Origin of the sequence: Leucobacter sp. wl10 (assembly GCF_003569785.1) — a bacterium.
GTDB lineage: Bacteria > Actinomycetota > Actinomycetes > Actinomycetales > Microbacteriaceae > Leucobacter.
Genome location: NZ_KZ984005.1, coordinates 12,638 through 37,403, shown reverse-complemented (window position 1 = coordinate 37,403; position 24,766 = coordinate 12,638). Strand labels below are relative to the sequence as shown.

At 71.7% G+C, this 24,766-nt stretch carries 18 protein-coding genes; 8 read left to right on the top strand and 10 right to left on the bottom strand.

The genetic code is table 11. The features are described from left to right. Positions 1–51: 51 nt before the first annotated feature. Positions 52–1,359 (bottom strand): DUF445 domain-containing protein, encoded by a 1,308-nt coding sequence (locus D1J51_RS14385; protein ID WP_119076327.1) that lies wholly within the window; start codon positions 1,357–1,359, stop codon positions 52–54. Between the two features lie 82 nt (positions 1,360–1,441). Between D1J51_RS14385 and D1J51_RS14380 the strand changes: the two genes are divergently transcribed. From D1J51_RS14380 to pip, 4 genes are all read left to right on the top strand, one after another. After that, positions 1,442–5,668, top strand: coding sequence for an efflux RND transporter permease subunit (locus tag D1J51_RS14380; RefSeq protein WP_119076325.1), 4,227 nt, complete (start codon positions 1,442–1,444; stop codon positions 5,666–5,668). Between the two features lies 1 nt (position 5,669). Beyond that, complete coding sequence (locus D1J51_RS14375) at positions 5,670–7,172, top strand: DEAD/DEAH box helicase (protein ID WP_240423311.1); 1,503 nt, start codon at positions 5,670–5,672, stop codon at positions 7,170–7,172. 289 nt (positions 7,173–7,461) lie between these two features. Further along, the gene (locus tag D1J51_RS14370) at positions 7,462–9,528 is read left to right on the top strand and encodes an acyl-CoA dehydrogenase family protein (protein WP_119076321.1); all 2,067 of its coding nucleotides are present in this window, start codon (positions 7,462–7,464) and stop codon (positions 9,526–9,528) included. A 113-nt stretch (positions 9,529–9,641) separates the two neighbouring features. Then, positions 9,642–10,616: a prolyl aminopeptidase gene (gene pip, locus D1J51_RS14365; RefSeq protein WP_205547915.1), complete on the top strand. Its 975-nt coding sequence runs from the start codon at positions 9,642–9,644 to the stop codon at positions 10,614–10,616. A 41-nt stretch (positions 10,617–10,657) separates the two neighbouring features. Here pip and D1J51_RS14360 read toward each other — a convergent pair whose 3' ends face one another. The 7 genes from D1J51_RS14360 to D1J51_RS14330 form a co-directional block, all read right to left on the bottom strand. Next, positions 10,658–11,569 carry a LysR substrate-binding domain-containing protein gene (locus D1J51_RS14360; RefSeq protein ID WP_119076319.1) on the bottom strand — a complete coding sequence of 304 codons (912 nt, stop codon included), beginning with the start codon at positions 11,567–11,569 and terminating at the stop codon, positions 10,658–10,660. After that, complete coding sequence (locus D1J51_RS14355) at positions 11,566–11,904, bottom strand: MGMT family protein (RefSeq protein WP_119076317.1); 339 nt, start codon at positions 11,902–11,904, stop codon at positions 11,566–11,568. The genes D1J51_RS14360 and D1J51_RS14355 overlap by 4 nt, the downstream gene beginning before the upstream one ends. A gap of 44 nt (positions 11,905–11,948) precedes the next feature. Next, positions 11,949–12,680, bottom strand: a complete 732-nt coding sequence (locus tag D1J51_RS14350) for a VIT1/CCC1 transporter family protein (protein WP_119076315.1) — start codon at positions 12,678–12,680, stop codon at positions 11,949–11,951. Between the two features lie 121 nt (positions 12,681–12,801). Further along, positions 12,802–14,595: an ABC-F family ATP-binding cassette domain-containing protein gene (locus tag D1J51_RS14345; RefSeq protein ID WP_240423309.1), complete on the bottom strand. Its 1,794-nt coding sequence runs from the start codon at positions 14,593–14,595 to the stop codon at positions 12,802–12,804. Positions 14,596–14,724: 129 nt separating this feature from the next. Next, the gene (locus D1J51_RS14340; RefSeq protein WP_119076313.1) at positions 14,725–15,408 is read right to left on the bottom strand and encodes a DedA family protein; all 684 of its coding nucleotides are present in this window, start codon (positions 15,406–15,408) and stop codon (positions 14,725–14,727) included. Positions 15,409–15,421: 13 nt separating this feature from the next. Next, positions 15,422–17,374 (bottom strand): sensor histidine kinase, encoded by a 1,953-nt coding sequence (locus tag D1J51_RS14335; RefSeq protein WP_162903863.1) that lies wholly within the window; start codon positions 17,372–17,374, stop codon positions 15,422–15,424. Between the two features lies 1 nt (position 17,375). Further along, positions 17,376–18,371 (bottom strand): DMT family transporter, encoded by a 996-nt coding sequence (locus tag D1J51_RS14330; RefSeq protein ID WP_162903862.1) that lies wholly within the window; start codon positions 18,369–18,371, stop codon positions 17,376–17,378. A gap of 111 nt (positions 18,372–18,482) precedes the next feature. Between D1J51_RS14330 and D1J51_RS14325 the strand changes: the two genes are divergently transcribed. After that, positions 18,483–19,163, top strand: coding sequence for a response regulator (locus D1J51_RS14325; RefSeq protein WP_119076307.1), 681 nt, complete (start codon positions 18,483–18,485; stop codon positions 19,161–19,163). 87 nt (positions 19,164–19,250) lie between these two features. Further along, complete coding sequence (locus D1J51_RS14320) at positions 19,251–19,745, top strand: SRPBCC family protein (RefSeq protein WP_119076379.1); 495 nt, start codon at positions 19,251–19,253, stop codon at positions 19,743–19,745. A 50-nt stretch (positions 19,746–19,795) separates the two neighbouring features. Here the strand turns inward: D1J51_RS14320 and D1J51_RS14315 are convergent, their stop codons facing one another. Then, positions 19,796–21,292: an amino acid permease gene (locus tag D1J51_RS14315; protein ID WP_119076305.1), complete on the bottom strand. Its 1,497-nt coding sequence runs from the start codon at positions 21,290–21,292 to the stop codon at positions 19,796–19,798. A gap of 93 nt (positions 21,293–21,385) precedes the next feature. Continuing rightward, positions 21,386–22,444: an LLM class flavin-dependent oxidoreductase gene (locus tag D1J51_RS14310; RefSeq protein ID WP_119076303.1), complete on the bottom strand. Its 1,059-nt coding sequence runs from the start codon at positions 22,442–22,444 to the stop codon at positions 21,386–21,388. 143 nt (positions 22,445–22,587) lie between these two features. Between D1J51_RS14310 and D1J51_RS14305 the strand changes: the two genes are divergently transcribed. Together D1J51_RS14305 and D1J51_RS14300 are read left to right on the top strand one after the other, a co-directional pair. Beyond that, entirely contained in the window at positions 22,588–23,352 is a 765-nt protein-coding gene (locus D1J51_RS14305; protein ID WP_119076301.1) for an ABC transporter ATP-binding protein, read from the top strand. Continuing rightward, positions 23,349–24,749 carry an ABC transporter permease gene (locus tag D1J51_RS14300; protein WP_119076299.1) on the top strand — a complete coding sequence of 467 codons (1,401 nt, stop codon included), beginning with the start codon at positions 23,349–23,351 and terminating at the stop codon, positions 24,747–24,749. The genes D1J51_RS14305 and D1J51_RS14300 overlap by 4 nt, the downstream gene beginning before the upstream one ends. Positions 24,750–24,766: the final 17 nt, after the last annotated feature.

The following is a 24,766-nucleotide window of genomic DNA, read 5'->3' as shown; positions in this document are numbered from 1 at the left end:
CTGTCGGCCCCGGCTCCGCAGGATCCGACGGAGCCGGTCGGCGGGGTGCGCTCAGATCGCGGGCAGCGCGGACGCGAGGAGCGTGGCAGCCGTGTAGATCGCGAGGCCGGCCAGCGAGCCGACCACCGTGCCGTTGATGCGGATGAACTGCAGGTCCTTGCCCACCTGGAGCTCGATCTTCTCGGCGGCCTCGCGCGCGTCCCAGCGCTGCACGGTCTCCGAGACGACGCTGGCGATGTCGTGCCGGTAGCTGCGCACGAGATGCTCGGCCACCTCCATCACCCAGACGTCGATCTTGAACTGCAGGGTGGGGTCTTCGAGCAGCTTGCGGCCGAAGTCCTGCAGGGCGCCGGTGATCCGCTGCCGCAGCTCTCCCCGGGGATCCTCGAGCATCTCGACGAGCGCGGCGCGCGCGGTCGCCCAGGTGCTCGCCGCGAGCGCGCGGATGCGCGGGCTGTCGAAGACGTCGTGCTTGAAGCTCTCGAGCTGTCGCTGCAGACGCTCCTGCTGCTGCAGGTCGCGGGCGAGATCGGAGAGGAAGCGGCCGACGGCGAGGCGGAACGGATGGTCGGGCTCCTCGGCCACGCGCCGCGCGAAGCGCACCGCCTCGGCGTGCAGCCGATCATCCACGAAGCGGTTCACCGTGCCGGGCACCCATGACGGCAGCCGAGATGAGGCGACCCGGTCGAAGGCTCCCGGGTGCGCCAGCAGCCAGTCCTCGAAGCGGTCCGCCGCGATGTCGATGAGGGCCTCGTGGTGGCCGCCGTCGATGAAGGATTCGGCGGCCCGCCCGAGCAGCGGGCCCCACTCGGGGTCCACCACGTGGCGCCGTACGAGCACCTCGATGAGCTCGCGCACGTCGTCGTCGTCCAGCACCGTCAGCGCGCCGAGCGCCGCGCTCGCCACCATGCCGCCCAGCCGTTCGGCGTTGGGCCGTTGCTCGAGCCACTCGCCGGCCGCACGGGCCCCGCTGATGCTCGAGAGCTTCTCGTGCACCACGTCATCGGCCAGGAAGTTCTGCTCGATGAACGAGCCGAGGCCCTCGCCGATGTCGTCCTTCTTGCTCGAGACGAGGTTGGTGTGGGGGATCGGCAGGCCCAGGGGACGCCGGAAGATCGCCGTGACCGCGAACCAGTCGGCGAGGGCGCCGACCATGCCGCCCTCGCTCGCCGCGCGCACGTACCCCAGCAGCGGGTATCGGTCCTGCAGCAGGAAGGACACGACGAACACGGCGCCCATGAACAGCAGCAGCGCGAGCGCGATGCCCTGCATGCGCCGCAACTCGGAGAGCCGTTCGAAGTCCGCGGGGGTGACGGCGCCGAGGGTGCGGGCGGCTCGGCTGGATCTTGGCAGCGGCATACCGGCTATTATCCCGCGACAGCATGCCTTCGCTCATCCCCGGGCGACTTCGCGGTCGGCGGTGCATGGAATAATCGTCGGCATGCACCTGCTCACGGCGCTCAGCCTGAAGAACCGCGCACTGATCGCCCTCGTGACCATTGTCGCCGCGGTATTCGGCTTCCTCGGCGTAGGGTCTCTCAAGCAGGAACTCATGCCCTCCGTGGAATTTCCCACCATAGCGGTCGTCACGACTTACCCGGGGGCGTCTCCCGAGGTGGTCAACAACGATGTCTCCGAGCCGATCGAGACCGCGTTGCGCGGCGTGCCCCAGCTCGAGAGCACCACGGCCACCTCCAGCACCGGTGCGTCGACGGTGCTCGCCGAGTTCACCTACGGGGTCGACCTCGCCGCGACCGAGCAGAAGGTGGATCGGGCCATCAGCCGTATCTCGCAGATGCTGCCCGAGCAGAGCGACAGCCAGGTGATGTCAGGCAGCATCGACGACTTCCCGGTGATCCAGATCGCCGTGACGCCGACCGAGGGCGAGACGCCGGAGCAGGCGGCCCAGGTGATCGATCGCGTCGCGATTCCCGAGATCAGCGACCTCGACGGCGTGCGGGAGGCACAGCTCACGGGCGCGCGCGCGGACCGGATCACGATCCAGCCCGACGCCGAGGCGCTCGCGGCCCAGGGCCTCAGCGCGCAGTCGGTCACGGATGCGCTCCAGCAGAGCGGCGTGCTCGTCGCGGCGGGTACCATCACCGATGGCAACCGCACGCTGGCGGTGCAGGCGGGATCCGAGGTGGGTTCCGTCGAGGAGATCGCGGCTCTGCCGCTGCCTCGCAGCGCCGAGGCGCTCCTGGCCGAGCAGCAGCTGCCGGACCAGGAGCCCCTCCCGGGGGAGGCGGCGCAGGCGCCGGGGGCGCCGCTCACCATCGGGGACGTCGCGGAGGTGCGCCTCGAACCCAGCCCGCAGCAGAGCATCTCGCGCGTCGACGGGCAGCCCGCGCTGACCATCGCGGTGACCAAGATGTCGGCCGCCAACACCGTCGACGTCTCGAACGCCGTGCAGCAGAAGCTCGACGAGCTGAAGGATCAGCTGGGCGGAGCGAAGCTCACCGTCATCTTCGACCAGGCTCCCTACGTGGAGCAGTCGATCGAGACGCTCACGACCGAGGGGCTGCTCGGCCTCGTCTTCGCGGTACTCGTGATCCTCGTCTTCCTCCTGTCCGTGCGCGCCACGCTCGTCACCGCCATATCGATCCCGACCTCGGTGCTGCTCACGTTCGTCGGCCTCAACTTCGCCGAGTACACGCTCAACATGCTGACGCTCGGCGCGCTCACAATCTCCATCGGCCGCGTCGTCGACGACTCGATCGTGGTCATCGAGAACATCAAGCGACACCTCGTCGAGGGCGGAGACCGCGCGAAGATCATCATCGAGGCGGTGCGCGAGGTGGCGGGAGCGATCACCGCCTCGACCATCACCACGGTCGCCGTGTTCCTGCCGATGGCGTTCGTGAACGGCATGGTGGGCGAGCTCTTCAGGCCGTTCGCGTTCACGGTGACGATCGCGCTCGTCGCGTCGCTGCTGGTTTCGCTCACGATCGTGCCGGTGCTCGCCTACTGGTTCCTGCGCACGGATCGTCCCAAGCGCCGCACCCCGGCGGTGGTCCCGGAGCCCGAGCGGTCGACCGCGCTGCAGCGCGGCTACCGCCCCGTCATCGAGTGGACGCTGAAGCGCCCGGCCGTGACGCTGCTCATCGCCGTCGTGGTGTTCGGCGCCACGATCGCGGCCAGCCCTTTCATGAAGACCAACTTCATGGGGGCCGACGAGCAGAACTCGGTGGGTCTCGTGCAGACGCTCGATCCGGGTACGAGCCTCGAGGCCCAGCTGGCGCAGGCCGAGCGCGTGGAAGAGGCGCTCGCCGGGGTCTCGGCGATCGAGACCGTGCAGGCGACCATCGGCAGCGCCGACAGCGGCGCGGGGGCCCTCTTCGGCGAAGGCGGAGACGGATCGGTGAGCTACTCGCTCACGACCGACCCCGCCGCCGACCAGCTGACGGTGCAGGACGAGATTCGCGCCGCGGTCGACGCCCTCGACGGCGCCGGCGAGTTCTCGCTCGGCCAGTCGGGCGGCGGAGTGACGACGTCGAGCGCCATCGAGGTGAACGTCTCGGCTCCGGATCAGGAGACCCTGAGCAAGGCCAGCGAGGCCGTGGTGACCGCGCTGCAGGATCGCCCGGAGCTCGAGCAGGTGGAGAGCGACCTCGGGCGGTCGCGACCCTTCCTGCGCGTCGCCGTGGACCGCACGGCCGCCGCCGCCGCGGGACTCACCGAGGCGGCCGTCGCCGGTCAGGTGTCGCAGCAGATGCAGCCGCAGCAGGTCGGCGAGATCACGATGGACGCCGACAGCGTCGCCGTCTACCTCGCAACGGGGATCGTGCCGAGCGACCAGCCGAGCGTGGCGGCGCTCCAGATCCAGACCGCGCTCGGCCCGCGGAGTCTCGACTCGCTCGCGGCGATCGAGGTCAGCGACGGCCCGGTCACCGTGCGCACGGAGGACGGCGTGCGCACGGTGACGGTCTCCGCCCTTCCCAAGGGCGACGACCTCGGTACCGCGGGAATCGCGGTCGACGCCGCGCTCGCGGGCGTCGACCTGCCCACGGGGGCCACGGCGAGCGTGGGCGGCGTGATGTCGCAGCAGGCGGAGGCCTTCCAGCAACTCGGTATAGCACTGCTCGCCGCGATCCTCATCGTCTACGTGGTGATGGTCGCCACCTTCCGCAGCCTGCTGCAGCCGCTGCTGCTGCTCGTGTCGGTGCCGTTCGCGGCGACGGGTGCGATCCTGCTGCTCATCGTCACCGGGATCCCGCTCGGCGTCGCGTCGCTCATCGGCGTGCTCATGCTCGTGGGCATCGTGGTCACCAACGCGATCGTGCTCATCGACCTCGTCAACCAGTACCGTGCCCGGGGCGACGGCCTGCGCGAGGCGGTGCTGCACGGCTCCCTCCAGCGTCTGCGCCCCATCGTCATGACGGCGCTCGCGACCATCCTCGCGCTCACCCCCATGGCGCTCGGGATCACGGGGAAGGGCGGCTTCATCTCGCAGCCGCTCGCCGTCGTGGTGATCGGCGGGCTGCTCTCGTCGACGGCGCTCACGCTCATCGTGCTGCCGACGTTCTACTACGCGGTCGAGAGGCGTCGCGAGGGCCGCGCCGTCCGGCGGCGCGGGTCCGAGAACGACGACGATCCGCTGCCGGGAGGCGGGGGCCCGGCGCCGATCCCGGCCTCGGCCGCGGCGCCCGTCGCGTTCGCCCCGTCGCCCGGGCCCGGACCGCACGAGCGGACGGGCCTTCCGGGGGCGCCGTTGCGCGGCGGTCCCGGTGCCGACTCCGCCCCGGATCTCTCTCCGGTTCCCGCGCCTCCCGTCGGCGCGCGGCGCGGCGAGCCGTTCTCCGCCGACGCGCACGTCGAGCAGGCCCCGCTCATGGACGTGGACACCGCGACCCGTCTTCCGATGGAGCCCGACGACGAGCCCGTTCCGCTGGTCGAGCGCATCGAGAACCCGCTCCCCTCCGCCTCGGCGGACGAGGAGCCCGTCCCTCTGCTCGAGCGGCACGACCGTGCCGATGCGCCGTTGGATCCGGTGGCGCGGCGGTCCGTCGACGAACCCGCTCCGGTGGTCGCCGATCTCGAGACGCAGAGAGCGATTCTCAGCCAGTTGTTCAAGGCGGGCCTCTCGGCCCCCGAGGTTTCGGGAGGCCGCGTTCCGCGGGACATCGAGACCGAACCTTCAGCGCAGGCCGAGGCTCCGGAGCGGGCCGAGGCTTCGCCGCGGGGCGAGAACCCGGAGTCCGGCACGGTCGGCCCAGAGACCGCCCAGATGTCCTTGGCGCTCGCCGACCTCGGGTTCACCGGCGCGGACAGCCCGCTGAGCGACGACGCGGACTCGGGGTCGCCCGATCCGGCGGTCGTCGATCCCGCGGATGCTGATCCCGCGGACGCCGGTCGGGACGACACCCATCCGGTTCCGCCGGTGCTCCCCGAGCCGGTCGTCGCTCAGCCGGAAGCGGAGCCGGTCGATTCGGAGCCGATCGCCCCGGAGCCCGCCGATCCCGAAGCCGCGGAAGCGGAGCCCTCGGGCGACGGTCCCGTCGATCCCGAAGCCGAGGAAGCGGCGGACCGCGGGCAGGCCCCGCCCATCCCCGGTGAACTCGACTGGGAGCAGCTGATGTGGCAGGCGACGCAGGAGGTCGACGAGGCCGACCAGGCCTCGCGGACGGAGCCCGGCGCGGATGACGGCCAGGGGCGCGGGGAGGACTAGAGTGGCGCAGAAGGGGCGGCGGGGCTATCGGCCGCCCGCCAACTACGAGCCCGGTCGCAAGCCGGGGCGCCGCAGGCGATGGGCGGAGCACGAGCCTCCCGGGGGGCGCTCCCGCGATGGCGAGCCGCGCGGCGAACGACCGGGGGAGGGAGCCGGCGGGAGCGCGAAGGCATCGCCGGCACCGGCACCGCCTCATGCCCGGAGGCCGCCCGCGCCCCCCGAGAAGAAGTTCGCACGACTCGACGCCAAGCTCACCACCGCGCGCGACGTCGAGGGGCTGAGCTTCGGCGATCTCGGGCTCGGCGGCAACATCGTGCGCACGCTCGGCGAACTGGGCGCCGAGCAGCCGTTCCCCATCCAAGCTGCGACGATCCCCGACGCGCTGCGCGGGCGGAACGTCCTCGGCAGGGCGCGCACCGGAACGGGCAAGACGATCGCCTTCGGCTCGGCGCTCGTCGAGCGACTGCTCCGGTTGAAGGCCGAGGGCGCATTCGCGGGCGATCCCGCACCGGCCCGCGAGAGGCCTCCACGCGGAGAACGTCGTGAGCGCGCGCCGAGGCGAGCCGCGCGCAAACCGAAGGCGCTGATCCTCGCTCCGACCCGCGAGTTGGCGCTGCAGATCGATCGCACCGTGCAGCCCATCGCCCGCTCCGTCGGGTTCTTCACGGCGCAGCTCGTGGGCGGGGTGCCGCTCGACCCGCAGGTGCACGCGCTCGAGCGCGGGGTCGATATCGTCATCGGTACGCCGGGACGGGTGCGGGATCTGGTGAATCGCCGAAGGCTCGATCTGCGCGAAGTGCTGGTCTCGGTGATCGACGAGGCCGATCACATGTGCGAGCTCGGGTTCCTCGAGCCGGTGCAGTGGCTGCTGCGGCAGACCGCGTCCGGGGGGCAGCGACTGCTGTTCTCGGCCACGCTCGACAGCGGCGTGTCGGAGCTCGTCGCGGAGTTTCTGCGCGACCCCGCCGTGCACGAGGCGGAGGAGCGGGCGGCAGACCTCGGATCCGTCGAGCACCGCGTGTACATCGTGCTGCGCGAGCACAAGGACGCCGTGCTGCGAGAACTCGTGCGCGATGCCGACCGCTCGTCGGGCCGCAGGCGGACCATGGTGTTCTGCCGCACCCGGGCCTACGCGGCGCGGCTCGCCGAGACCTTCTCGGAGGCGGGGATCTCGGCGGTGCCGCTGCACGGCGACCTCAGCCAGGCGAAGCGTGAGCGCAACCTCGCGCGCTTCTCGTCGGGCAAGGCGGATGTGCTCGTCGCGACCGACGTCGCGGCGCGCGGCATCCACGTCGACGATGTGGATCTAGTGCTGCAGGCCGATCCGCCCGACGACTACAAGAGCTACCTGCACCGAGCCGGGCGCACGGGCCGGGCGGGAAAGGGCGGGCTCGTGATCACGATCATCCCGCGCACACGCCAGAAGCGCACGCGGGACCTGTTCGCACAGGCGGGCATCGAGCCCGACGCCTTCGGCGACTTCGCGCCCTCCCCGTCGGGCTGAGGATCGGCCGGCGGCGTTCCGGGATGAGGTCGCGCGCCGGGTGGAGCATAACCCGGCGCCCTCCCGAGCGAAGGGTCGGCGAGTGACCGCTGGAGGTGGTCTCCATGCCCGTGGTGTTCGAATTGGAGAGAGTCGACAATCGCTATCGGCGCGGGGGCGGTAGCTCGTTGTGGGGAGCGGGCCGCCCGGTTGTCCGCGTCCGAGGCCGCTTCTAGTCTGGCAACAGCACTGGGACACGAGGACCGCTCCCGTCGAGCGAGATCCCGAACGGCACGTCGAAGGAGCACCCATGAGTGGCATCAACAGCGGATCCGGACCCCGCATCGACGTTCAGCAGGTCGGCGACGCGCTGCTCGGCAAGTGGAAGCAGGAGCGACGGGAGTCGCGGCGCCTCGCCGAGGACCCGCGGCTGCACACGATCCCCGGCCAGCCGATGGCCGAGCACCGGGAGCGCGTGCTCGGGCAACTCGGCATTCTCGTCGAGGAGGGGGCCATCCAGCGCGCGTACCCCGCCGGTCTCGGCGGGGGCGACAATCACGGCGGTAACATCGCGGCGTTCCAGGAGCTCGTGCTGGCCGACCCCTCTCTGCAGATCAAGAGCGGCGTGCAGTGGGGGCTCTTCGGGGCGGCGATCCTGCATCTCGGCACCCGAGAGCACCACGAGCGGTGGCTGCCCGACGTCATCAGCCTCGCGTTGCCGGGTGCGTTCGCCATGACCGAGATCGGGCACGGCTCCGACGTCGCATCGATCGGCACCACCGCCACCTACGATCCCGACACCGAGGAATTCGAGATCCACACGCCGTTCGCGGGCGCGTGGAAGGAGTTCCTCGGCAACGCGGCCCTGCACGGCCAGGCCGCCGTCGTCTTCGCGCAGCTCATCACCCGGGGCGTCAACCACGGCGTGCACGCCTTCTTCGTGCCGATCCGCACCCCCGGCGGCGAGATGCTGCCGGGCGTCGGCAGCGAGGACGACGGGGTCAAGGGCGGCCTCAACGGCATCGACAACGGGCGACTGCACTTCACCCGCGTCAGGATCCCGCGCGAGAATCTGCTGAACCGCTACGGCGACGTCGCACCCGACGGCACCTACTCGTCGGCGATCGAGAGCCCCGGCCGCCGCTTCTTCACCATGATCGGCACGCTCGTGCAGGGCCGGGTATCGCTCGACGGCTCGGCCGTGCGCGCCATGCAGGCGGCCCTCGCGATAGCGATCCGCTACGGCAGCGAGCGACGCCAGTTCCCGGGCGCCTCCGGTCGCGAGACCGTGCTGCTCGACTACGGTCAGCATCAGCGGCGGCTCATCCCGCGGCTCGCGCAGACCTACGCGATGGCCTTCGCGGACGAACGGCTGCTCACCGTCTTCGACGAGGTGTTCTCGGGTGCCCGCGACACCGAGGAGAACCGGGAAGATCTCGAGACGCTCGCCGCCGCGCTCAAGCCGCTCTCCACGTGGGCGGCGCTCGACACACTGCAGGAGGCGCGCGAGGCCTGCGGCGGCGCCGGATTCATGGCGAAGAACCGTCTGGTCGGGCTGCGCGCCGACCTCGACATCTACGTCACCTTCGAGGGCGACAACAACGTGCTGCTGCAGCTCGTGGGCAAGCGCCTGCTCACCGACTACGCCGAGCAGTTCAGGGGGGCAGACAGGGCTGCCCTGCTGAGGGCAGCGGCCAGCCAGCTGGGCGGCAGAGTGAGCCGCTTCGGCCTGCACCAGCTCGGACAGAGCATCGCCGACCTGGGGCAGGTGGCGCGCTCCGTCGAGAGCATGCGCAGCCCGGAGTCGCAGCGCGCGCTGCTGACCGACCGGGTGCAGACCATGATCTCCGAGATCGCCCTCGCCCTGCGCGATGCGGCCAAGGGCGTGCCCAAGGACGACAAGCGGGCCCGCGCGACGGCGAACGAGGAGGTCTTCAACGCACAGCAGCACAAACTGATCGAGGCGGCGCGCGCGCACGGCGAGCTGCTGCAGTGGGAGGCCTTCACCGAGACGCTCGAGCGGATCGAGGACCCGGGGTCGCGCCAGGTGCTCACCTGGCTGCGGGACCTGTTCGGTCTCGGCCTCATCGAGCGGCACGCGACCTGGTACCTCGTGAGCGGTCGCATCTCGGGTCAGCGGGTGGAGGCGGTCACCGCCTACATCGACCGGCTCATCGCGCGGTTGCGCCCGCACGCGCTCGACCTGGTCGACGCCTTCGGCCTCACGCCCGAGCTGCTGCGCGCCGAGATCGCCACGGGCATCGAGGAGGAGCGCCAGGACGACGCCCGGGCGTACGTGGAGGCGCAGGTGGAGGCGGGCACCTGGCCCGTGCACGAGAAGGAACTGCGCAAGCGCGGGGCGGCCGCGGTGGCATAGTGCCTGCTGGGCGCTGCACGGGGCCTCTCGGTACGCGCCGCCAGCCCGGCACCCTCCGGGCGCCGCCGGTCCGGGATCGCGGTCGGGACGGGGGCAGGCAATAGGCTGGCTCCATGGCTGAACTGCGCACTCTCTATCCGCCCATCGAGCCCTACGCGTTCGGCAGGCTGCCGGTGGGCGACGGTCACCAGGTGTTCTGGGAGACCTCGGGCAATCCCGAGGGCAAGCCCGTCGTGTTCTTCCACGGCGGGCCGGGCGGCGGCTGCAGCCCCGACCACCGCCGCTACTTCGATCCCGAGCGCTACCGCATCGTGCTCTTCGACCAGCGCGGCTGCGGCCGCAGCACGCCGCACGCGAGCGCCCCCGATGCGGACCTCTCGAGCAACACGACCTGGCACCTCGTCGCCGATATCGAGCGGCTGCGCGAGCACCTCGGTATCGAACGTTGGCAGGTCTTCGGCGGATCCTGGGGATCGACCCTCGCGCTCGCCTACGCCCAGACCCACCCCGAGCGGGTGACGGAGCTCGTGCTGCGCGGCATCTTCACGCTTCGCGGCAGCGAGATCGCCTGGTTCTACCAGGAGGGCGCCTCGCAGCTCTTCCCGGACGCGTGGGAGGAGTATCTGTCGGTGATCCCGGCCGCCGAGCGCGGCGATCTGGTCGCGGCTTACCGTCGTCGCCTCTTCGATCCCGACCCCGGCGTCCACACCCCGGCGGGGGTGGCCTGGACGGTGTGGGAGAACTCGACCATCCGTCTCATCCCGGACGAGTCGAGCATCGCCGAGGCGCGAGCCGACGAGGCCGCCGCCATCGCGTTCGCCCGCATCGAGAACCACTACTTCTCGAACGGCGGCTGGATGGAGGACGGGCAGCTGATCCGGGACGCCGCCGCGAGGCTCGCGGGGATTCCCGGCATCATCGTGCAGGGGCGCTACGACGCGTGCACGCCGGCCCGCACGGCCTGGGATCTGCACCGCGCCTGGCCCGAGGCCGAGTTCGAGATGATCCCCGACGCCGGCCACGCGGCGAGCGAGCCGGGCATCGTCGACGCGCTGGTGCGCGCGACGGATCGCTTCGCGGGGCGGTAGTCGCAGATCCGACCCGCCTCTGCCATGCCCGGGGTGCGGCCTCAGCGTCGTCTGGCGCGCCGCTCTTTCGCCGCCCGCTTGCGCTCGGCTTTCTCGCGCTCGGCCTTCTCGCGGGCCGCGGCGAGTTGCGCCCCCCGCGAGTTCGGCTTGAGCGGTTTCCTCGGGGCCTGCGATCCTCGCTGTGTTCGCGCCGTCCGCTGCGTCTCCGATCCGCCGCCGGAGCGCTCGGAGTCACGGCCGTCTCCCGCGACGCGCGGCGCGGCCGGTCTCGAACTGCGGGCCGTTCGCCCGCGCATGATGCCGACGAGCTGCTGCACGTCGGCATCGTCGCGATCCACTTCCCAGCTCGCCCAGATGACGGTACCGGCCGGAGCCGGTTCGCCCGTGACGGGCAGTACCGCGTGTTCGCGCTTGCTCGCGAGATGGCGGGCGAGCGGCAGGGGGAGCAGGATCGCGCCGACCCCGGTCGCGACGAGCTCGAGCGCGGCCGAGGCGTCGGCGGGCATCCACTCCGGGTCGTCCCATGGCCGCGCCGCCGGCCACTCCTCCGCGTGATCGGGGTGGTCGAGCAGGGCGACCAGCGCGAGTTCGTCGACGGCGATGCTCGGAGCATCGGCCAGCGGGTGCTCGGCGGGCAGCACGACCGCGACGGCCTCCTCGTAGAGGCGCAGCGCGTGTCGGGCGCGGCCGGGGCCGGAGGCGTTCCGGGGCGTTGCTCCCGGCAGGGTGCGCTCGAGCAGCACGTCGATGCCGGGCGCGGCACCGGGATTCCCGGTCTCGGCCGCGAGCTCATCGCGCACGAAGGCGGCCTCGATCGGTACCAGTTCGAGCGGCGCGCCGACGGACTGCTCCCAGCGCTTCGCCCACTTTCCGGGCGCGGTGCCGCGGACGAAGCCGAGGCGCAACGGTGCGACGCCATCCCTCACGGCGCGCACCGGCTCTCCGATGCTCACAGCGCCACCTCCGAATAGATCTCGTGCGTGTAGGGGAGCCGTGCCGAGGAGAGCGCGATGCGGTAGTCCTCGGGGGACTGCACGTGGCGAAGCGGCGTGCCCTCGTCGCGGTAGTGCGGCAGGGCGAGGCGTGCGTGGCCCTGCGGCGGCAGGCCGCTCGCCGGAACCACGCGCCACCAGGGCGCCGCGTGCCCGTACAGCGCCATGACGCGGCCGACGGCGCGAGGCGCTTCGGAGCCGATCGCGATGCCGATGTCGCCGTAGGTCATCACGCGTCCCGCGGGAATGCGCGCCACGATGGCGAGCACCTGCTCGGCGAACTCCTCCGACACCATGCCCCCAGCATAGGCGCTGCCTCGCAGGGCGGAGTCCTGGTCGGCTATCCGAGGGCCGAGACCCCCATCAGCCGCCCGATGCCGTACGTCACGGCCACCGCGATGCCGCCGAAGAGCAGCTGGCGCGCGGCGCCCGACAGCGGGCTGCGGTCGGTGAACCTCGCGGCTGCGAAGCCGGCGGCGAGCAGACCCACGGCTCCGAACATCAGTCCCCACCACAGGGTTCCGAAGCCGAAGAGGAAGGGCAGCACCGGAATGATCGCGCCGATGCTGAACGCGATCAGCGAGGCCATCGCGGCGACCATCGGGGAGGGTCGGTCGTCCGGGCTGAGACCGAGCTCGTGCGCGAGATGCACCTTGAGCGCCTGCTCGTGATCGGTGTGCACCTGCGATGCCGCCGCGCGAGCGGTCCCCTCCTCCATGCCGAGCCGGCCGAACATCGCCGCGAGCTCGGCCTCCTCTCCCACGGGGTTGCGGCTCAGCGCGTCTCGCTCGGTGTTCACCTCGACCGCGAGCTGCTCGTTCTGCGTGCGCACCGAGGTGTACTCGCCGAGCGCCATCGATATCCCGCCCGAGATGAGGCCCGAGAGGCCCGTGATGGCGATGAGGCCCGGGCTCGCGCCGGCCGCCGCGATGCCGGTGATGAGGCCGATGTTCGAGACGAGCCCGTCCATCGCGCCGAACACCGAGGCGCGCAGCCAGCCCGATCCAGCGGAGGAGGAGTGCGTGTGATCGTACTCGTGCGGGTTCGCTACGTTGATGGTCTCATTGTTCATGGGTCGGCGCTCCTGGTGAGTTCTGGGCCGCTCGGTGCCTGCGCCTGCTGGGGGGCCGCGGCGCACGAGCAGCTACGCTAGCAAGGTTCGAGCGAGAGGGAGAAGCCCGATTCCCACCTCGTCAGGGGTGCTTCCCGGAGTTCGCCGGGGCGAACTCGAACGCCTCCCGCCCGGCCGCCGCGAGATTGAGGCGCCGCCCGCTCCACCGTCGCCGCAGCCAGCGGTCGTGCGAGGCGATCAGGACCGTTCCGGGGTAGTCCTGCAGGGCGTCCTCGATGGCGTTCACGAGCGGCAGCGAGAGGTGGTTGGTCGGCTCGTCGAGCAGCAGGACGTCGGGCGGGCTCGAGAGCAGGATTGCGAGCGCCAGGCGGCGCTGCTGGCCTACGCTGAGCCGGGCCGCGGCACGGTTCTCGTCGCGCCCCGCGAGCAGCCCGAACGTCGCGAGCGGCACCGCCTCGGCCCGTTCGGGCCCCACCCCCGCCTCGTAGACCTCGCGGGCGGTCGGCTCGCCGTCGCGGCCCCGGGCGGCGGGGAGGGCGACCTCCTGATCGAGCAGCCCCACTCGCGCGCCTGCGCGCACGTGCACGGCGCCGCTCGACGGTCGCAGCCGCCCGTCGATCGCGTGCAGGAGGGTCGATTTCCCCGCCCCGTTCGGGCCCGTTAGCAGCCACCGCTCACCGCGGCCCGCTGACAGGTCGACCGGGGCGAGCCGGCCGGCGACCGCGACGCCCGCAACGGTCAGGATCGGGCCGGGAGCGACGTCCTGCGGGCGGGAGCCCGCGACGGCGAGGCCCGCGAACCGCAGCTCGGCCGGCGGCCTGCGGATCTGCCGCCGCTCCAGATCCTCCAGCCGCGAGCGGGCGTCGTTCACCCGCCGCGACACCACCCTCGCGTTGCGGTCGGCGTAGAACTTCTGCGCCATCTTGCTCTCGGTGCGGGGCTTCCAGTCGGCGTGTCCCACGGTGTGGTTGTCGTGCACGGACGCCCGCAGGCGCGCGAGCTCGGCCTGCTCGTCGCGGAACCGCTGCTCCCACCTGCGCCGCTCATCGGCGCGCGCGGCGAGGTAGTCGCCGTAGGCGCCCGTGAAGCGGGTCACCCCGATTCCGCTCTCCGACCCGTCCTGAACCAGATCGCCCGTCACCGCGTGGGGCCTCGGAGACGGGTCGAGGTCGATCAGCGAGGCGGCCGTCTCGTCGAGGAAGGCACGATCGTGGCTGGCGAAGAGCACCGGGCCGCGCCAGCCCGTGAGCACGCGCTGGAGGAACTCGGCCGCCTGGTCGTCGAGGTGGTTTGTGGGCTCGTCGAGCAGCAGCACATCGGGGGCGTTCAGGAGGGTCCACGCCAGCGACAGGCGTGCCCGCTGCCCGCCCGACAGCTCGCCGGCCCTGCGGTCCCGCGCGATCCCGGCGAGGCCGACCCCCGCGAGCATCGCGTCCACCCGGGAGTCGATCTCCCAGGCGCCGAGTCGCTCGGCGGTGTCGAGCGCTCGGGCGTAGGCGTCCGCGACCGCGGGGTCGTCCGACGCGTCGGCGAGCGCGCGGGCCCGCCGGTCGACGTCCGCCGCCGCCTCGCGCGCCGGACGGATCGCCGACTCCACGGCCGCCTCGATCGTATCCGCAGGCGAGAACGGCGGCTGCTGGTGGAGGAGCCCGATCCTCGGCTCGCCGCCGCCGGGCACGACGGCCCGTACCGAGCCGGCGTCGGCTCGGGATCGCCCGGCGATGATCCGCAGGAGCGTGGACTTCCCCGATCCGTTCTCGCCGATCAGCCCGACGCGGTCGTCGGCCGGGACCGTGAACGAGATGTCTGTGAGCACCCGCCTGCCCGCGAAGGATTTGGAGACGCCCTCGATGCGCAGGTGCGCCGAGGCGTCGGAGGACGACGGGGAATACGAGTGCGAAGCGTGCGCTGGCAAGAGAGTGCCTTTCGGTGCGGAGCGGCGTTCCGCCGGGCAGACGCCTCGGCCGCGGAACAGGGCTGCGCTACTTCTTCACGCGTTCGAGTGTGCCAGGATCCCGGCGCACTCGCAAGCACCGGACGCGTCTCACCCCGGGATCCGGACGCCCGGTGCCTCTTCCCGCGCCTTCGCCGGGGAGCCCGGTTTCGCGCCCGCCGCGTCCGCTGCGGCCTCCGCGCGCCGCCGCCGAACCGCGGCGACGCGATCGACGACGAGGCCGATCGCGATCGCGAGTGCGATGCCCAGCGCGGCGCCGAGCAGCGGGCGGCCCTCCAGCCAGCGGCCGGCGAGGGTGCCGATGCCGGCGCTGTACAGCGCCCAGGCCGCACCGCCGACCGCGCTGAGCGGCAGGAAGCGGCGCCAGGGGTAGCGCAGCGCGCCGGCGCTCATGTTGACGGCCACGCGGCCGACCGGGACGTAGCGGGCGCCGAGGATGAGCGGTGCGCCGCGACGCTCGAGTGCGCGCTGCGCGCGGGCGAAGGCCGTGGAGACCCGGGGGCCGCGCATCCAGCGGAAGCGCGCGGTGCCGACGGCGCGGCCGATCCCGTAGGCGATGTTGTCGCCGATCATCGCACCGACCGCTCCGACGAGGCACAGCAGCGCGACGGCGGGGGCGTCGCCGGCGGACCCCGTCACGGCCGCCGCTGCCACCAGCACCGTCTCGCTGGGGACGGGCGGAAAGAAGCCGTCGACGACGGCGGTGCCGAACACGACCAGGATCAGCCAGGGGGAGGCGGCGGCCTGGAGGATGAGCTCGTTGATGACGTCCATGTCGCACCGACCCTCAGCCGAGCGGCAGGCGGGCGTGCACGCGGAACCCGCCCGATTCGGTCCGGCCGGCGTCGACGGCGCCGCCGAGCGCCGCGGTCCGCTCCCGCACACCGGAGAGCCCGAGACCGGCTCCGGGAGCGGCCTGCGGCGGATCGGAGCCAACAGGCGGCCCGTTGACGACGTCGACCGCGACCCGGTCGCCGGTCACCGTCACCGCGACCTCGATCTCCGCGCCGGGGGAGTGCCGCACGGCGTTGCTCAGCGCTTCCTGCACGATGCGGTAGACGGTGAGCGCGGTCGCGGCGGGCACCGATCCCGCGTTCGACGGGGCCTCCGCGCCGTCGACCTCGGAGCGGAACACGATGAGCGCGCCCGAGCGGCGGGTGGCCTCGATCAGCGCCGGGATGTCCGCGAGGCCGGGCTGGGGCGCGAGCTCGGCCCGACGATCGGGCGAGCGGAGCACCCCCAGCAGCCCCCTCATCTCCGCGAGGGCCTGCCGCGACGAGGCCGCGATCGACTCGAACTCCCCGGCGGCGTCGGGATCCATGCCGGGAAGCCGGTACTTCGCGGTCGTCGCCTGCACGCTGATGACCGACATGCTGTGGGCCACCACGTCGTGCAGCTCCCGCGCGATCCGGTTGCGCTCGGCGAGCTCGCTGCGCTGCCCGGCCAGCTCGGCGCTCGTGCGCTGCTCCTCGCGCAGGGCGCCGCGGCTGGTCAGCAGCTGGCGCACGGCGATGCCGATCGCGAGCACACCGAGGGAGACGCTCGACGACACGATGACGCTGCTCCAGGCCCCGGGGGTGAGGCCGATGGCGAGGGCGACGGCCAGTACGCCGGCCTGCGGCAGGGCCCAGGCGGCGACCGCCCGCGGCCAGGGGTTCCGCAGCGCGACGAGCAGCACGAGCACGGCCTGCAGGATGAGCGTCATGACGGGCCACGGCCACGGCCAGAACGGATCCGGGGCACCGAAGGAGAGGAGCGCCGTGGCGACCGCGGCGATCGTCTGCAGGGCGACCCCCGTCATGGGCCACCGGATCGCGATGAGCAGGGCTGTTGCGGAGGCCAGCGTGACGCACATGGCGAACACCACGGGCACCTCGAGCAGCACGGCGAGCACCGGCCATCCGACGGCGATCGAGACGACGGCGGTGAGGACCGCCGCGATCCAGACCCACCCTTCGCCCGACGCGAATCGCGCGAGACCGTCCGCGGGACGCCCCGCGCCCCCTGCGGGGGCGGCGGAGGCGGCGGCCGGCTCCGGAGCGGGGGAGCCAGCGGAGCCGGGGATGCCGCGCTCCGCGTCGGGCCCCCCGAGCGCCGCCGACGTCGTGGCGGCGTCGAGCAGCGCGAGCCCGCGCATCACCATCGGCAGCGTGAGGAGGAGGATCGCCCCGCACACGACGTTGAAGCCGGCGTCGAGGAGGAACGAGCGCGAGACGGCGTCGGGCGCGGATCCGTCCGTGATCGCCTCGAGGATCCGCCCCGCGAGCGGGGGGTCGTCCTGCGGCAGGAAGACGCCCCAGATCGGGAAGGTGAGCCCACCCGCGGCGCCTGCTGTCCACGTGACGGCCACGACGAAGGTGAAGGTGCGCAGGGGAAAGGCGACCACCGTCTCGAATGCCAGATCGAGCCAGCGCCGCGGCTCGGTCATGCGCTGGAGGAGGCCGGGGAAGCCGCTGGACGGGGGCGCGTATCGCACGGCGGGGAGCTCGCGGCCCCAGAGGCGCAGCCGGGTGCGGGACAGCTGTGCGAAGCCAGACGCGATGACCAGCGTGAGCGGCAGCAGCAGAGCGCCCACCCAGATGATCAGCGTGCCGATCGACAGCGCGGTGAGCGGAACGAGCACGACGAACGCGAACAGCGAGATGACGAAGCCCGGCATAACGTAGGCGTAGTCCCTCGCGAGCTGCGCGGGGTCGAAGAGCGGGGTCCTCCTCGTCGCGGCGGGTGACGTGTTCACCATGTCAGCTTCTCCTATTCGGGGTAGAGGCGCCATCGGCGTCGAGGGTTTCAACGTGGGAGACGGGTTCCTGATCCGGCCCGGGTCGACGTGCTGATGCGAGGGAGGGGTGGCAGCGCACGACGAGGGCGATCCCCGCGAACGCGGAGAGGCCGCTCAGGGTGAGCGCCAGGATCCCTGGCTGCGGGATCCGCGCGTACTCCCCGAGCACGATCGCCCCGATCGCGACCGCGGCGAGCGGATCGATCACGGTGAGGCCCGCGAGCACGGTCTCGGGCGGCCCGCTCGCGTACGCGGTCTGCACGAGCCACATCCCGAGCGCCGAGGCGACGGCGAGCAGCGCGATCAGACCCCAGAGGCGGGACGCAGAGACCGCGTCGGTGCCCGCGACCGTCCCCGTGTCGAGAGGGCCGGCGCCGGTGAGGCTCGGCCCGAAGCGGGCGAGCGCCTCGACGGCGACCACGTGCACCGCGGAGGCCACCGCGCCGAAGACGATGCCCGCGCAGGCGACGCGCGCGATGTGACCGGAGCGGGCGCGGGCGACGAGCAGGGCGAGCGCGCTCAGGCCGAGCAGCAGCCAGGTGAGCAGCGACACGGCTGAGTCCGTCGCCCGGGCCCCGCTCGCGAAGCCCGCCGAGACCCCGACGAAGACGGCGACGGAGACGACGGTCAGCGAGATCCCGAGCACCAGCCCGCGTCGCACGGGCACCCGCAGCGCGAGGGCGCTGATGATCACGGCGCACACGAGCGCGAGGGAGCCGACCGGCTGCACGAGCGCGATCGGGGCGAGGCCGAGCGCCGCGACGTTGAGCGCGGTCGCGACCGCGATGAGCCCGAGGCCGAGCAGCCACACCGGTCGGAGGAGCGCGCGGGCGGTGCCGTTGCGGACGTCGCGCGGTCTCCCGGCCGCGCCCTCCCTGACGGCCCGGTGCTGCAGGTGCGTGCCGACCGCGAGGCCGACGGCTCCGAGAGCGGCGAGGGCGATGGCTGTGACGAACATGATGCTCACGCTAGGAGGGAGGACGGCCGGTCGGCGTCGTACCGCGGAGTGAATCCGCGTCATACCGCAGGGGGATATCCGCTCCGCCCGCACCCGACTAGCATCGATGGCATGCCGGATCCCTCGCCATCACCCATCCGAGTAGTGATCGTCGACGACCAGGCGATGGTGCGCCAGGGATTCGGCGCGCTGCTCGACGCGCAGGAGGACGTCTCGGTCGTGGGCAGCGCGTCCGACGGGAGCGAGGTCGTCGAACTCGTGCGCCGCACGAGGCCCGACGTGGTGCTCATGGACATCCGCATGCCGCGGATGAACGGACTCGACGCGACGCGCGCGATCCACGCCATGCCCGGCCTCGCGCATCCGCGGGTGCTCGTGCTCACGACCTTCGACGCCGACGAGTACGTCTTCTCCGCTCTGCGCGCGGGCGCGAGCGGCTTCCTGCTCAAGGACGCGACGGCCGAGGATCTCGTCTCCGCCGTGCGGGTCGTGGCCTCGGGCGAGGCGCTGCTCGCACCGTCCATCACCAGCAGGCTCATCGCCGACTATGCGGCCCGGCCCGCGCCGCGCGACACCTCGGCGGTGCTCTCGCTGCTCACGGAGCGCGAGCTCGACGTCATGCGCCTCGTGGCGACCGGGCAGTCGAACGCGGAGATCGCCGAGGGGCTCTTCCTCTCCGAGCAGACGGTCAAGACGCACGTCTCGCGGATCCTCGCCAAGCTCGGGCTGCGCGACCGGACGCAGATCGTGGTCGCGGCCTACGAGTCCGGGCTCGTCTCCGCCGGCGGCTGAGCGAGATCCGCGCGAGAACCGGTGCGCGACCCGCACCTCGGCGCTACCCTGGAGGACCGGGGGACGACGCGGAGAATGGAGACCGCCATGACTGAAGCGACAGGAAAGCTGGTGCGCACCGAACGCGGCATCGATCTGACGCTCGTGCGCTCGCTCGCGCTGCCGGTCGAGGACGCCTGGGGCTACCTCACCGACTCCGAGCTCACGGAGCGGTGGTTCGGGCCGTGGGAGGGAGACGGGCGCGCCGGCGGCGCGGTGCGCGTGCGCATGAGATTCGAGGATCACGAGCCGGCGATCGGCATCCGCATTCTCGCGTGCGAAGCACCGTATCGGATCGCACTCAAGGCGGAGGACGAGGTGGGCGGCTGGCACCTGGAGCTGCTCGTCGAGGAGGACGGCGACGACTCCCTGCTCAGGTTCGTGCACCACCTCGACGAGGACGGGCTCGACGCCGTCGGTGAGATCGGCCCGGGCTGGGAGTACTATCTCGACCTGTTGGTCGCCGCGACCGAGGACACGGAAAGACCCGGCTTCGACCAGTACTATCCGGCCCTGCGGGAGACCTACCTGTCGCAGCGGTAGCGAGGGACGGGGTGTGAGGCCGCGCCGGTCGTTCTCGCGGGCGAGCCTTCTCAGTGCTCGGTGGTGGTCTTGCCGTTCATCGCCGCCTCGCGAGTCCGGGGATCTGTCGTCGTCTTGCGCTTCATGAGGTTCTTGCGCACGAGCGGCCAGCAGAGCACGAGCACGGTCGTGGCTATGAGGCTTGTCCAGACCTGCATGCGCCCGGTCTCCGATGTGAGCATGACTACCAGCACTCCCGCGATGGCGACGATCAGCAGGAGGTTGAGCCAGGGGTGCAACCACATCTTGAGCTTCAGGCCCGCGACCTGCTCGGCCGTCATCTTCTGGCGCAGGCGCATCTGAGTGAGCGCGATGAACACGTAGACGAAGAGCGCGACAAGACCCGCCGAGTTCATGATGAAGTCGAAAATGCCCGAATCGGGTGCCGCGAAGTTCACGATCGTCGCGACGACCGCTCCACTTGTCGAAGCGATGAGCGCCCACATGGGGACCCCGTTCTTGGACCGCCTCGAGACGAACCTCGGCGCGAATCCCTGATCCGCGAGTGCCGCGAACATGCGAGAGGCCGAGTACAGTCCGGAGTTGAGTACCGAGATGACCGCGGTGAAGATGATGAGCTGCATGATGACCGCCGCCCCCGGGAGTCCGAGCAGGGTGAACACCTGAGTGAACGGTGCGGCGGCCACGTTGACGGGTTCGGGGAGCTCGTCCCAGGGGATCACCATCGTGATGATGAGCACGGCGCCGACGAAGAAGAGCAGGATGCGCCAGATCACGGTGCTCGTCGCCTGCCGTATGCCCTTCGCGGGGTCCTCCGACTCGGCAGCGGCCATCACAGCGATCTCGGTACCGAAGTAGGAGAAGATCACCAGGGCCACGCCGGTGAATGCGACGCCCAGCCCGTTCGGGGCGAAGCCGCCGTGCTCCCACAGATTGGGCACGGAGAACGTCGCGTTCGGCCATAGACCGAGGGCGAAGAGGATGCCCGCACCGAGGAACACGACGATGGCGATCACCTTGACGCTGGCGAGCCAGAACTCGACCTCGCCGAAGGTGCGCACTGAGATCGCGTTCGCCCCGATGAAGATCAGGATCAGGATGAGCGACCACGCCCAGGAGGGCAGGAAGGCGAACCAGGTGTGGAGCGTCTCACCGCCGAGTACCGCCTCGTAGGCGAGTACACCGACCCAGAAGTACCAGTAGAGCCAGCCGACCAGGTAGGCGGCCCAGTTGCCCAGCCCCACACGGGCGTACTCCATGAACGAGCCGATCGTGGGTCTGGCCGCCGCCATCTCGCCGAGCATGCGCATGGCGAGGAAGACCAGCAGGCCACCGATGAGGTAGGAGACGATGGCTGCGGGGCCGACTGAGCGGATGACGTTGCCCGAGCCGACGAACAGGCTCGCGCCGATGATGCCGCCGAGGGTGATCATGGTGACGTGTCTCGGGCGCAGCTTCTTGTGATTGACCGGGATCTGTCCCGCGGAGGTCTCCGGTGAGACGAGGCGAGCGGCCGTTGATTCGACGTTGTCCTGTTGAGCTGTCATACCCTACCCTGATGTCTTGCTGTATCCGCGTACCGTCTCGATCGAGTGGTGCGCAACTGACTCAGAGTAGCAACGGGCGTCCGGGCCGAGAAATCAGACCGGCGAGATCGCCTCGCCGGCGACCGGCCCCTCCGTGTTCGGCTTCCAGCCCAGCGCGGGCGCGACGTGCTTCGCGAACGACTCCAGGATGTGCAGGTTGTACTCGGGGCCGAGGGTGTTCGGGATCGTGAGCATGAGCGTGTCGGCCGACATGACGGCCTCGTCGGCCCTGAGCTGCTCGACGAGGCGCTCCGGCGTGTCCGCGTAGGTCTTGCCGAACGTGGAGCGCAGACCGTCGATGATCCCGATCTGATCCTGCCCGTCGCGACCGCGCACGCCGAAGTACATCTCGTCCTGCTCGCTCACGATGGGGAACACGCTCCGGCTCACGGAGGCGCGCGGCGTTCCGGTGTGCCCCGCCTCCCGGTACGCCGCACGGAACCGGTCGATCTGCTCGCGCTGCAGCACGTGGAACGGCTCGCCCGTAGCCTCGGTGAGCAGTGTGGAACTCATGAGGTTCAGGCCCTTGCGGCCGGTCTCCTCGGCCGTGGGGCGGGATCCGGCTCCCCACCAGATACGGTCGCGCAGCCCGGGGGATCGCGGTTCGATCGCGAGACGGCCCGGAGGCGCCATCTGGGGATCGCTCGCGACGAGCGGCTCGCCGTCGATCGCGCGCAGGAAGAGCTCGAACTTCTCGCGGGCGATATCGGACCCGCGCGGATCCTCGGATCCGGTGTAGCCGAACGCCTCGTAGCCGCGCAGCGCGGTCTCGGGGGACCCCCGGCTCACGCCGAGCGCCACGCGCCCGTCGGCGATGAGGTCGAGCGCGGCGGCCTCCTCGGCGAAGTAGAGCGGGTTCTCGTAGCGCATGTCGATCACACCGGTGCCCACCTCGATGCGCTTCGTCCGTGCGGCCATGGCGGTGAGCAGCGGGATGGGCGAGGCCGCCTGGCGCGCGAAGTGGTGCACCCGCACGTAAGCGCCGTTGACGCCGATCTCGTCGGCGCCCTCCGCGAGCTCGATGGTCTGGCGCAGCATGTCGCCCGCGGTGCGCACGCGCGACCCGGGCACGGGGCCGTAGTGGCCGAAGGAGAGGAATCCGAACGCTTTCATGCCGGGTGCAACATCGCTGCCCAAATTGTATTCCCATGCATATAAATCGCCCGGGCGCGGCCGCGCGGGACGGTACCCAGGGACCATGCGGGCGGTACCGGAGCGCGATCCGCCGGTCCGGTCCCGGGCCGTAGCGTCGAAGCATGGAGATTCAACCGAGCGAAATGGGACTGGTGGCGCGCGTCGCTCACCTCAGCAAGCACTACGGCGACGGCGCCCACCGCGTCACCGCCCTCGACGACGTCTCGATCGGCATCAGGCGCGGCCAGTTCACGGCCATCATGGGCCCGTCTGGATCTGGCAAGTCGACGCTGATGCACGTCATGGCCGGTCTCGACAGCGCCAGCGAGGGGCGCGTCTGGCTCGGCGACGACGAGATCACGAACCTCGGCGACGCGGCGCTGACCAAGCTGCGCAGGCGCCGCATCGGCTTCGTGTTCCAGTCGTTCAACCTCGTGCCCACGCTCGACGCGATGGGCAATGTGCGGCTGCCGTTCGAGCTCGACGGCCGCAAGCCGTCGCCGGACGAGCGGGCCCGGATCGACGCGCTCGTCGAGACGCTCGGCCTCACCGGGCGCACCGCTCATCGCCCCCACGAGCTCTCCGGCGGGCAGCAGCAGCGGGTGGCGATCGCGCGCGCACTGGCCACCCGGCCCGACGTCGTCTTCGCCGACGAGCCCACAGGCGCCCTCGACTCCCGCACCGGCCGCGAGGTGCTGGGCCTGCTGCGCTCGGCGGTGGTCGAGCGCGGGCAGAGCATCGCGATGGTCACCCACGATCCCGTCGCGGCGAGCTACGCCGACCGCATCCTGTTCCTCGCCGATGGCCGCATCATCTCCGACCGCGGACCCATGCGGCCCGAGCAGATCTCCGAGACGATGCTGAATCTCGAGAGCGCCGCGGCATGAGCGCGGGTGCGGGCGGGCGGATCCGCGAGCACGCCGCCACCATCGTCGTCTCGGCGCTGTCGTCGCTCTTCGCGGTGACGCTCATCCTGTTCACCGGGATACTCACCGCGTCGATCGACCCGGCGCTGCAGGAGTCGAGCGGCACGTTCTGGCTCGTGCTCATGATGGTGGCGCTCGTCTTCATCCTGATCGCCTTCTATGTTGGAGCGATCGTCACGGCGAACACCTTCTCGACGATCATCGCGGGGCGCACGCGCACCATCGCGCTGCTCAGGCTCGTCGGGGCGACGGCGACGCGCGTGCGCGCCAGGGTCGCGGCCGAGGGGCTCGCGATGGGAGCGCTCGGTGCGGGCGCCGGGTTCGGGCTCGCGATGGCCCTCTGCGCCGCCGTCGTCGCCTGGGGGCCGCGGCTCGGGTGGCTGCCCGAGGGCCGCGACTACCCGCTGTTCCACCCGCTCGCGCTCGTCGCGGTCGCGGCCGTCGCGCTCACGACCTGGGCCGCCGCGTGGTCGGGATCGCGTCGCGTCGGCACCGTCTCGCCCATCGCCGCGACGGGCGCGGCCGTCGAGCTCAGCCCCGAGGCCGCGCGCCGCCGCCCCGCGCGCACCGTATGGGCCGTCATCCTCCTCGTCCTCGGGGCCGTGCTGCTCGCGCTCGGGATCGCGCTCGGCCTCGTGTCGCCGCTCGGACTCTTCGTCGCCTTCTTCGGGGGCCTCTTCTCCTTCACCGGCATCGCCATCGGCGCGCACATCGTGATGCCGCCGCTGCTCGGCCTCTCGGGGCGCCTGCTCGGGAAGACCCCCGCGGGCCGTCTGGCGGCGGCGAACTCCGTGCGCTTCCCGGAGCGCAGCTCCCGCGCGACGATCGGCCTCGTGATCGGGGTCACGCTCGTGACCATGTTCGCGGTCGCCCTCGCGAGCTACGAGACGATGGCTCTGCAGGCGTTCGCGAACGATCCCGAGCTCGAGGCCACGCTCACCGAGACCCTCGCCGTCACCACGGCGATCTTCACCGGGCTCGTCGGCTTCTCGGCCGTGATCGCCGCCGTCGGCATGGTCAACACCCTCTCGCTCGGGGTGCTGCAGCGCACGCGCGAGCTGGGCCTGCTGCGAGCGCTCGGCTTCACGGGCGGCCAGGTGCGGGGCATGGTCGTCGCCGAGAGCGCGCAGATGACGCTGACCGCGCTCGGCTTCGGGCTGCTGCTCGGCGTGTTCTACGGCTGGGCCGCCGCGCAGTCGCTGATGGGGTCGCAGGCCGGGCTCATGGCGCCCTCGATCCCGTGGCCGATCCTCGCCGGGGTGGCGGTGTTCGGGGCGCTGCTCGCGCTCGTCGCGGCGGCGGCCCCGGCGCGGCGCGCGATCCGGGTCTCGCCCGTGGCGGCGCTCGCCGTGGACTGAACCCGACGGGCCGGTCC

Bases quoted from the DNA above. Each gene is read 5' to 3' on its own strand.
- D1J51_RS14370 (WP_119076321.1), top strand. From the start codon at position 7,462: ATGAGTGGCATCAACAGCGGATCCGGACCCCGCATCGACGTTCAGCAG.
- D1J51_RS14330 (WP_162903862.1), bottom strand. From the start codon at position 18,371: ATGTTCGTCACAGCCATCGCCCTCGCCGCTCTCGGAGCCGTCGGCCTC.
- D1J51_RS14335 (WP_162903863.1), bottom strand. From the start codon at position 17,374: ATGGTGAACACGTCACCCGCCGCGACGAGGAGGACCCCGCTCTTCGAC.
- pip (WP_205547915.1), top strand. From the start codon at position 9,642: ATGGCTGAACTGCGCACTCTCTATCCGCCCATCGAGCCCTACGCGTTC.
- D1J51_RS14380 (WP_119076325.1), top strand. From the start codon at position 1,442: ATGCACCTGCTCACGGCGCTCAGCCTGAAGAACCGCGCACTGATCGCC.
- D1J51_RS14315 (WP_119076305.1), bottom strand. From the start codon at position 21,292: ATGACAGCTCAACAGGACAACGTCGAATCAACGGCCGCTCGCCTCGTC.
- D1J51_RS14310 (WP_119076303.1), bottom strand. From the start codon at position 22,444: ATGAAAGCGTTCGGATTCCTCTCCTTCGGCCACTACGGCCCCGTGCCC.
- D1J51_RS14300 (WP_119076299.1), top strand. From the start codon at position 23,349: ATGAGCGCGGGTGCGGGCGGGCGGATCCGCGAGCACGCCGCCACCATC.
- D1J51_RS14385 (WP_119076327.1), bottom strand. From the start codon at position 1,359: ATGCCGCTGCCAAGATCCAGCCGAGCCGCCCGCACCCTCGGCGCCGTC.
- D1J51_RS14340 (WP_119076313.1), bottom strand. From the start codon at position 15,408: ATGGACGTCATCAACGAGCTCATCCTCCAGGCCGCCGCCTCCCCCTGG.
- D1J51_RS14325 (WP_119076307.1), top strand. From the start codon at position 18,483: ATGCCGGATCCCTCGCCATCACCCATCCGAGTAGTGATCGTCGACGAC.
- D1J51_RS14305 (WP_119076301.1), top strand. From the start codon at position 22,588: ATGGAGATTCAACCGAGCGAAATGGGACTGGTGGCGCGCGTCGCTCAC.
- D1J51_RS14350 (WP_119076315.1), bottom strand. From the start codon at position 12,680: ATGAACAATGAGACCATCAACGTAGCGAACCCGCACGAGTACGATCAC.
- D1J51_RS14355 (WP_119076317.1), bottom strand. From the start codon at position 11,904: ATGGTGTCGGAGGAGTTCGCCGAGCAGGTGCTCGCCATCGTGGCGCGC.
- D1J51_RS14320 (WP_119076379.1), top strand. From the start codon at position 19,251: ATGACTGAAGCGACAGGAAAGCTGGTGCGCACCGAACGCGGCATCGAT.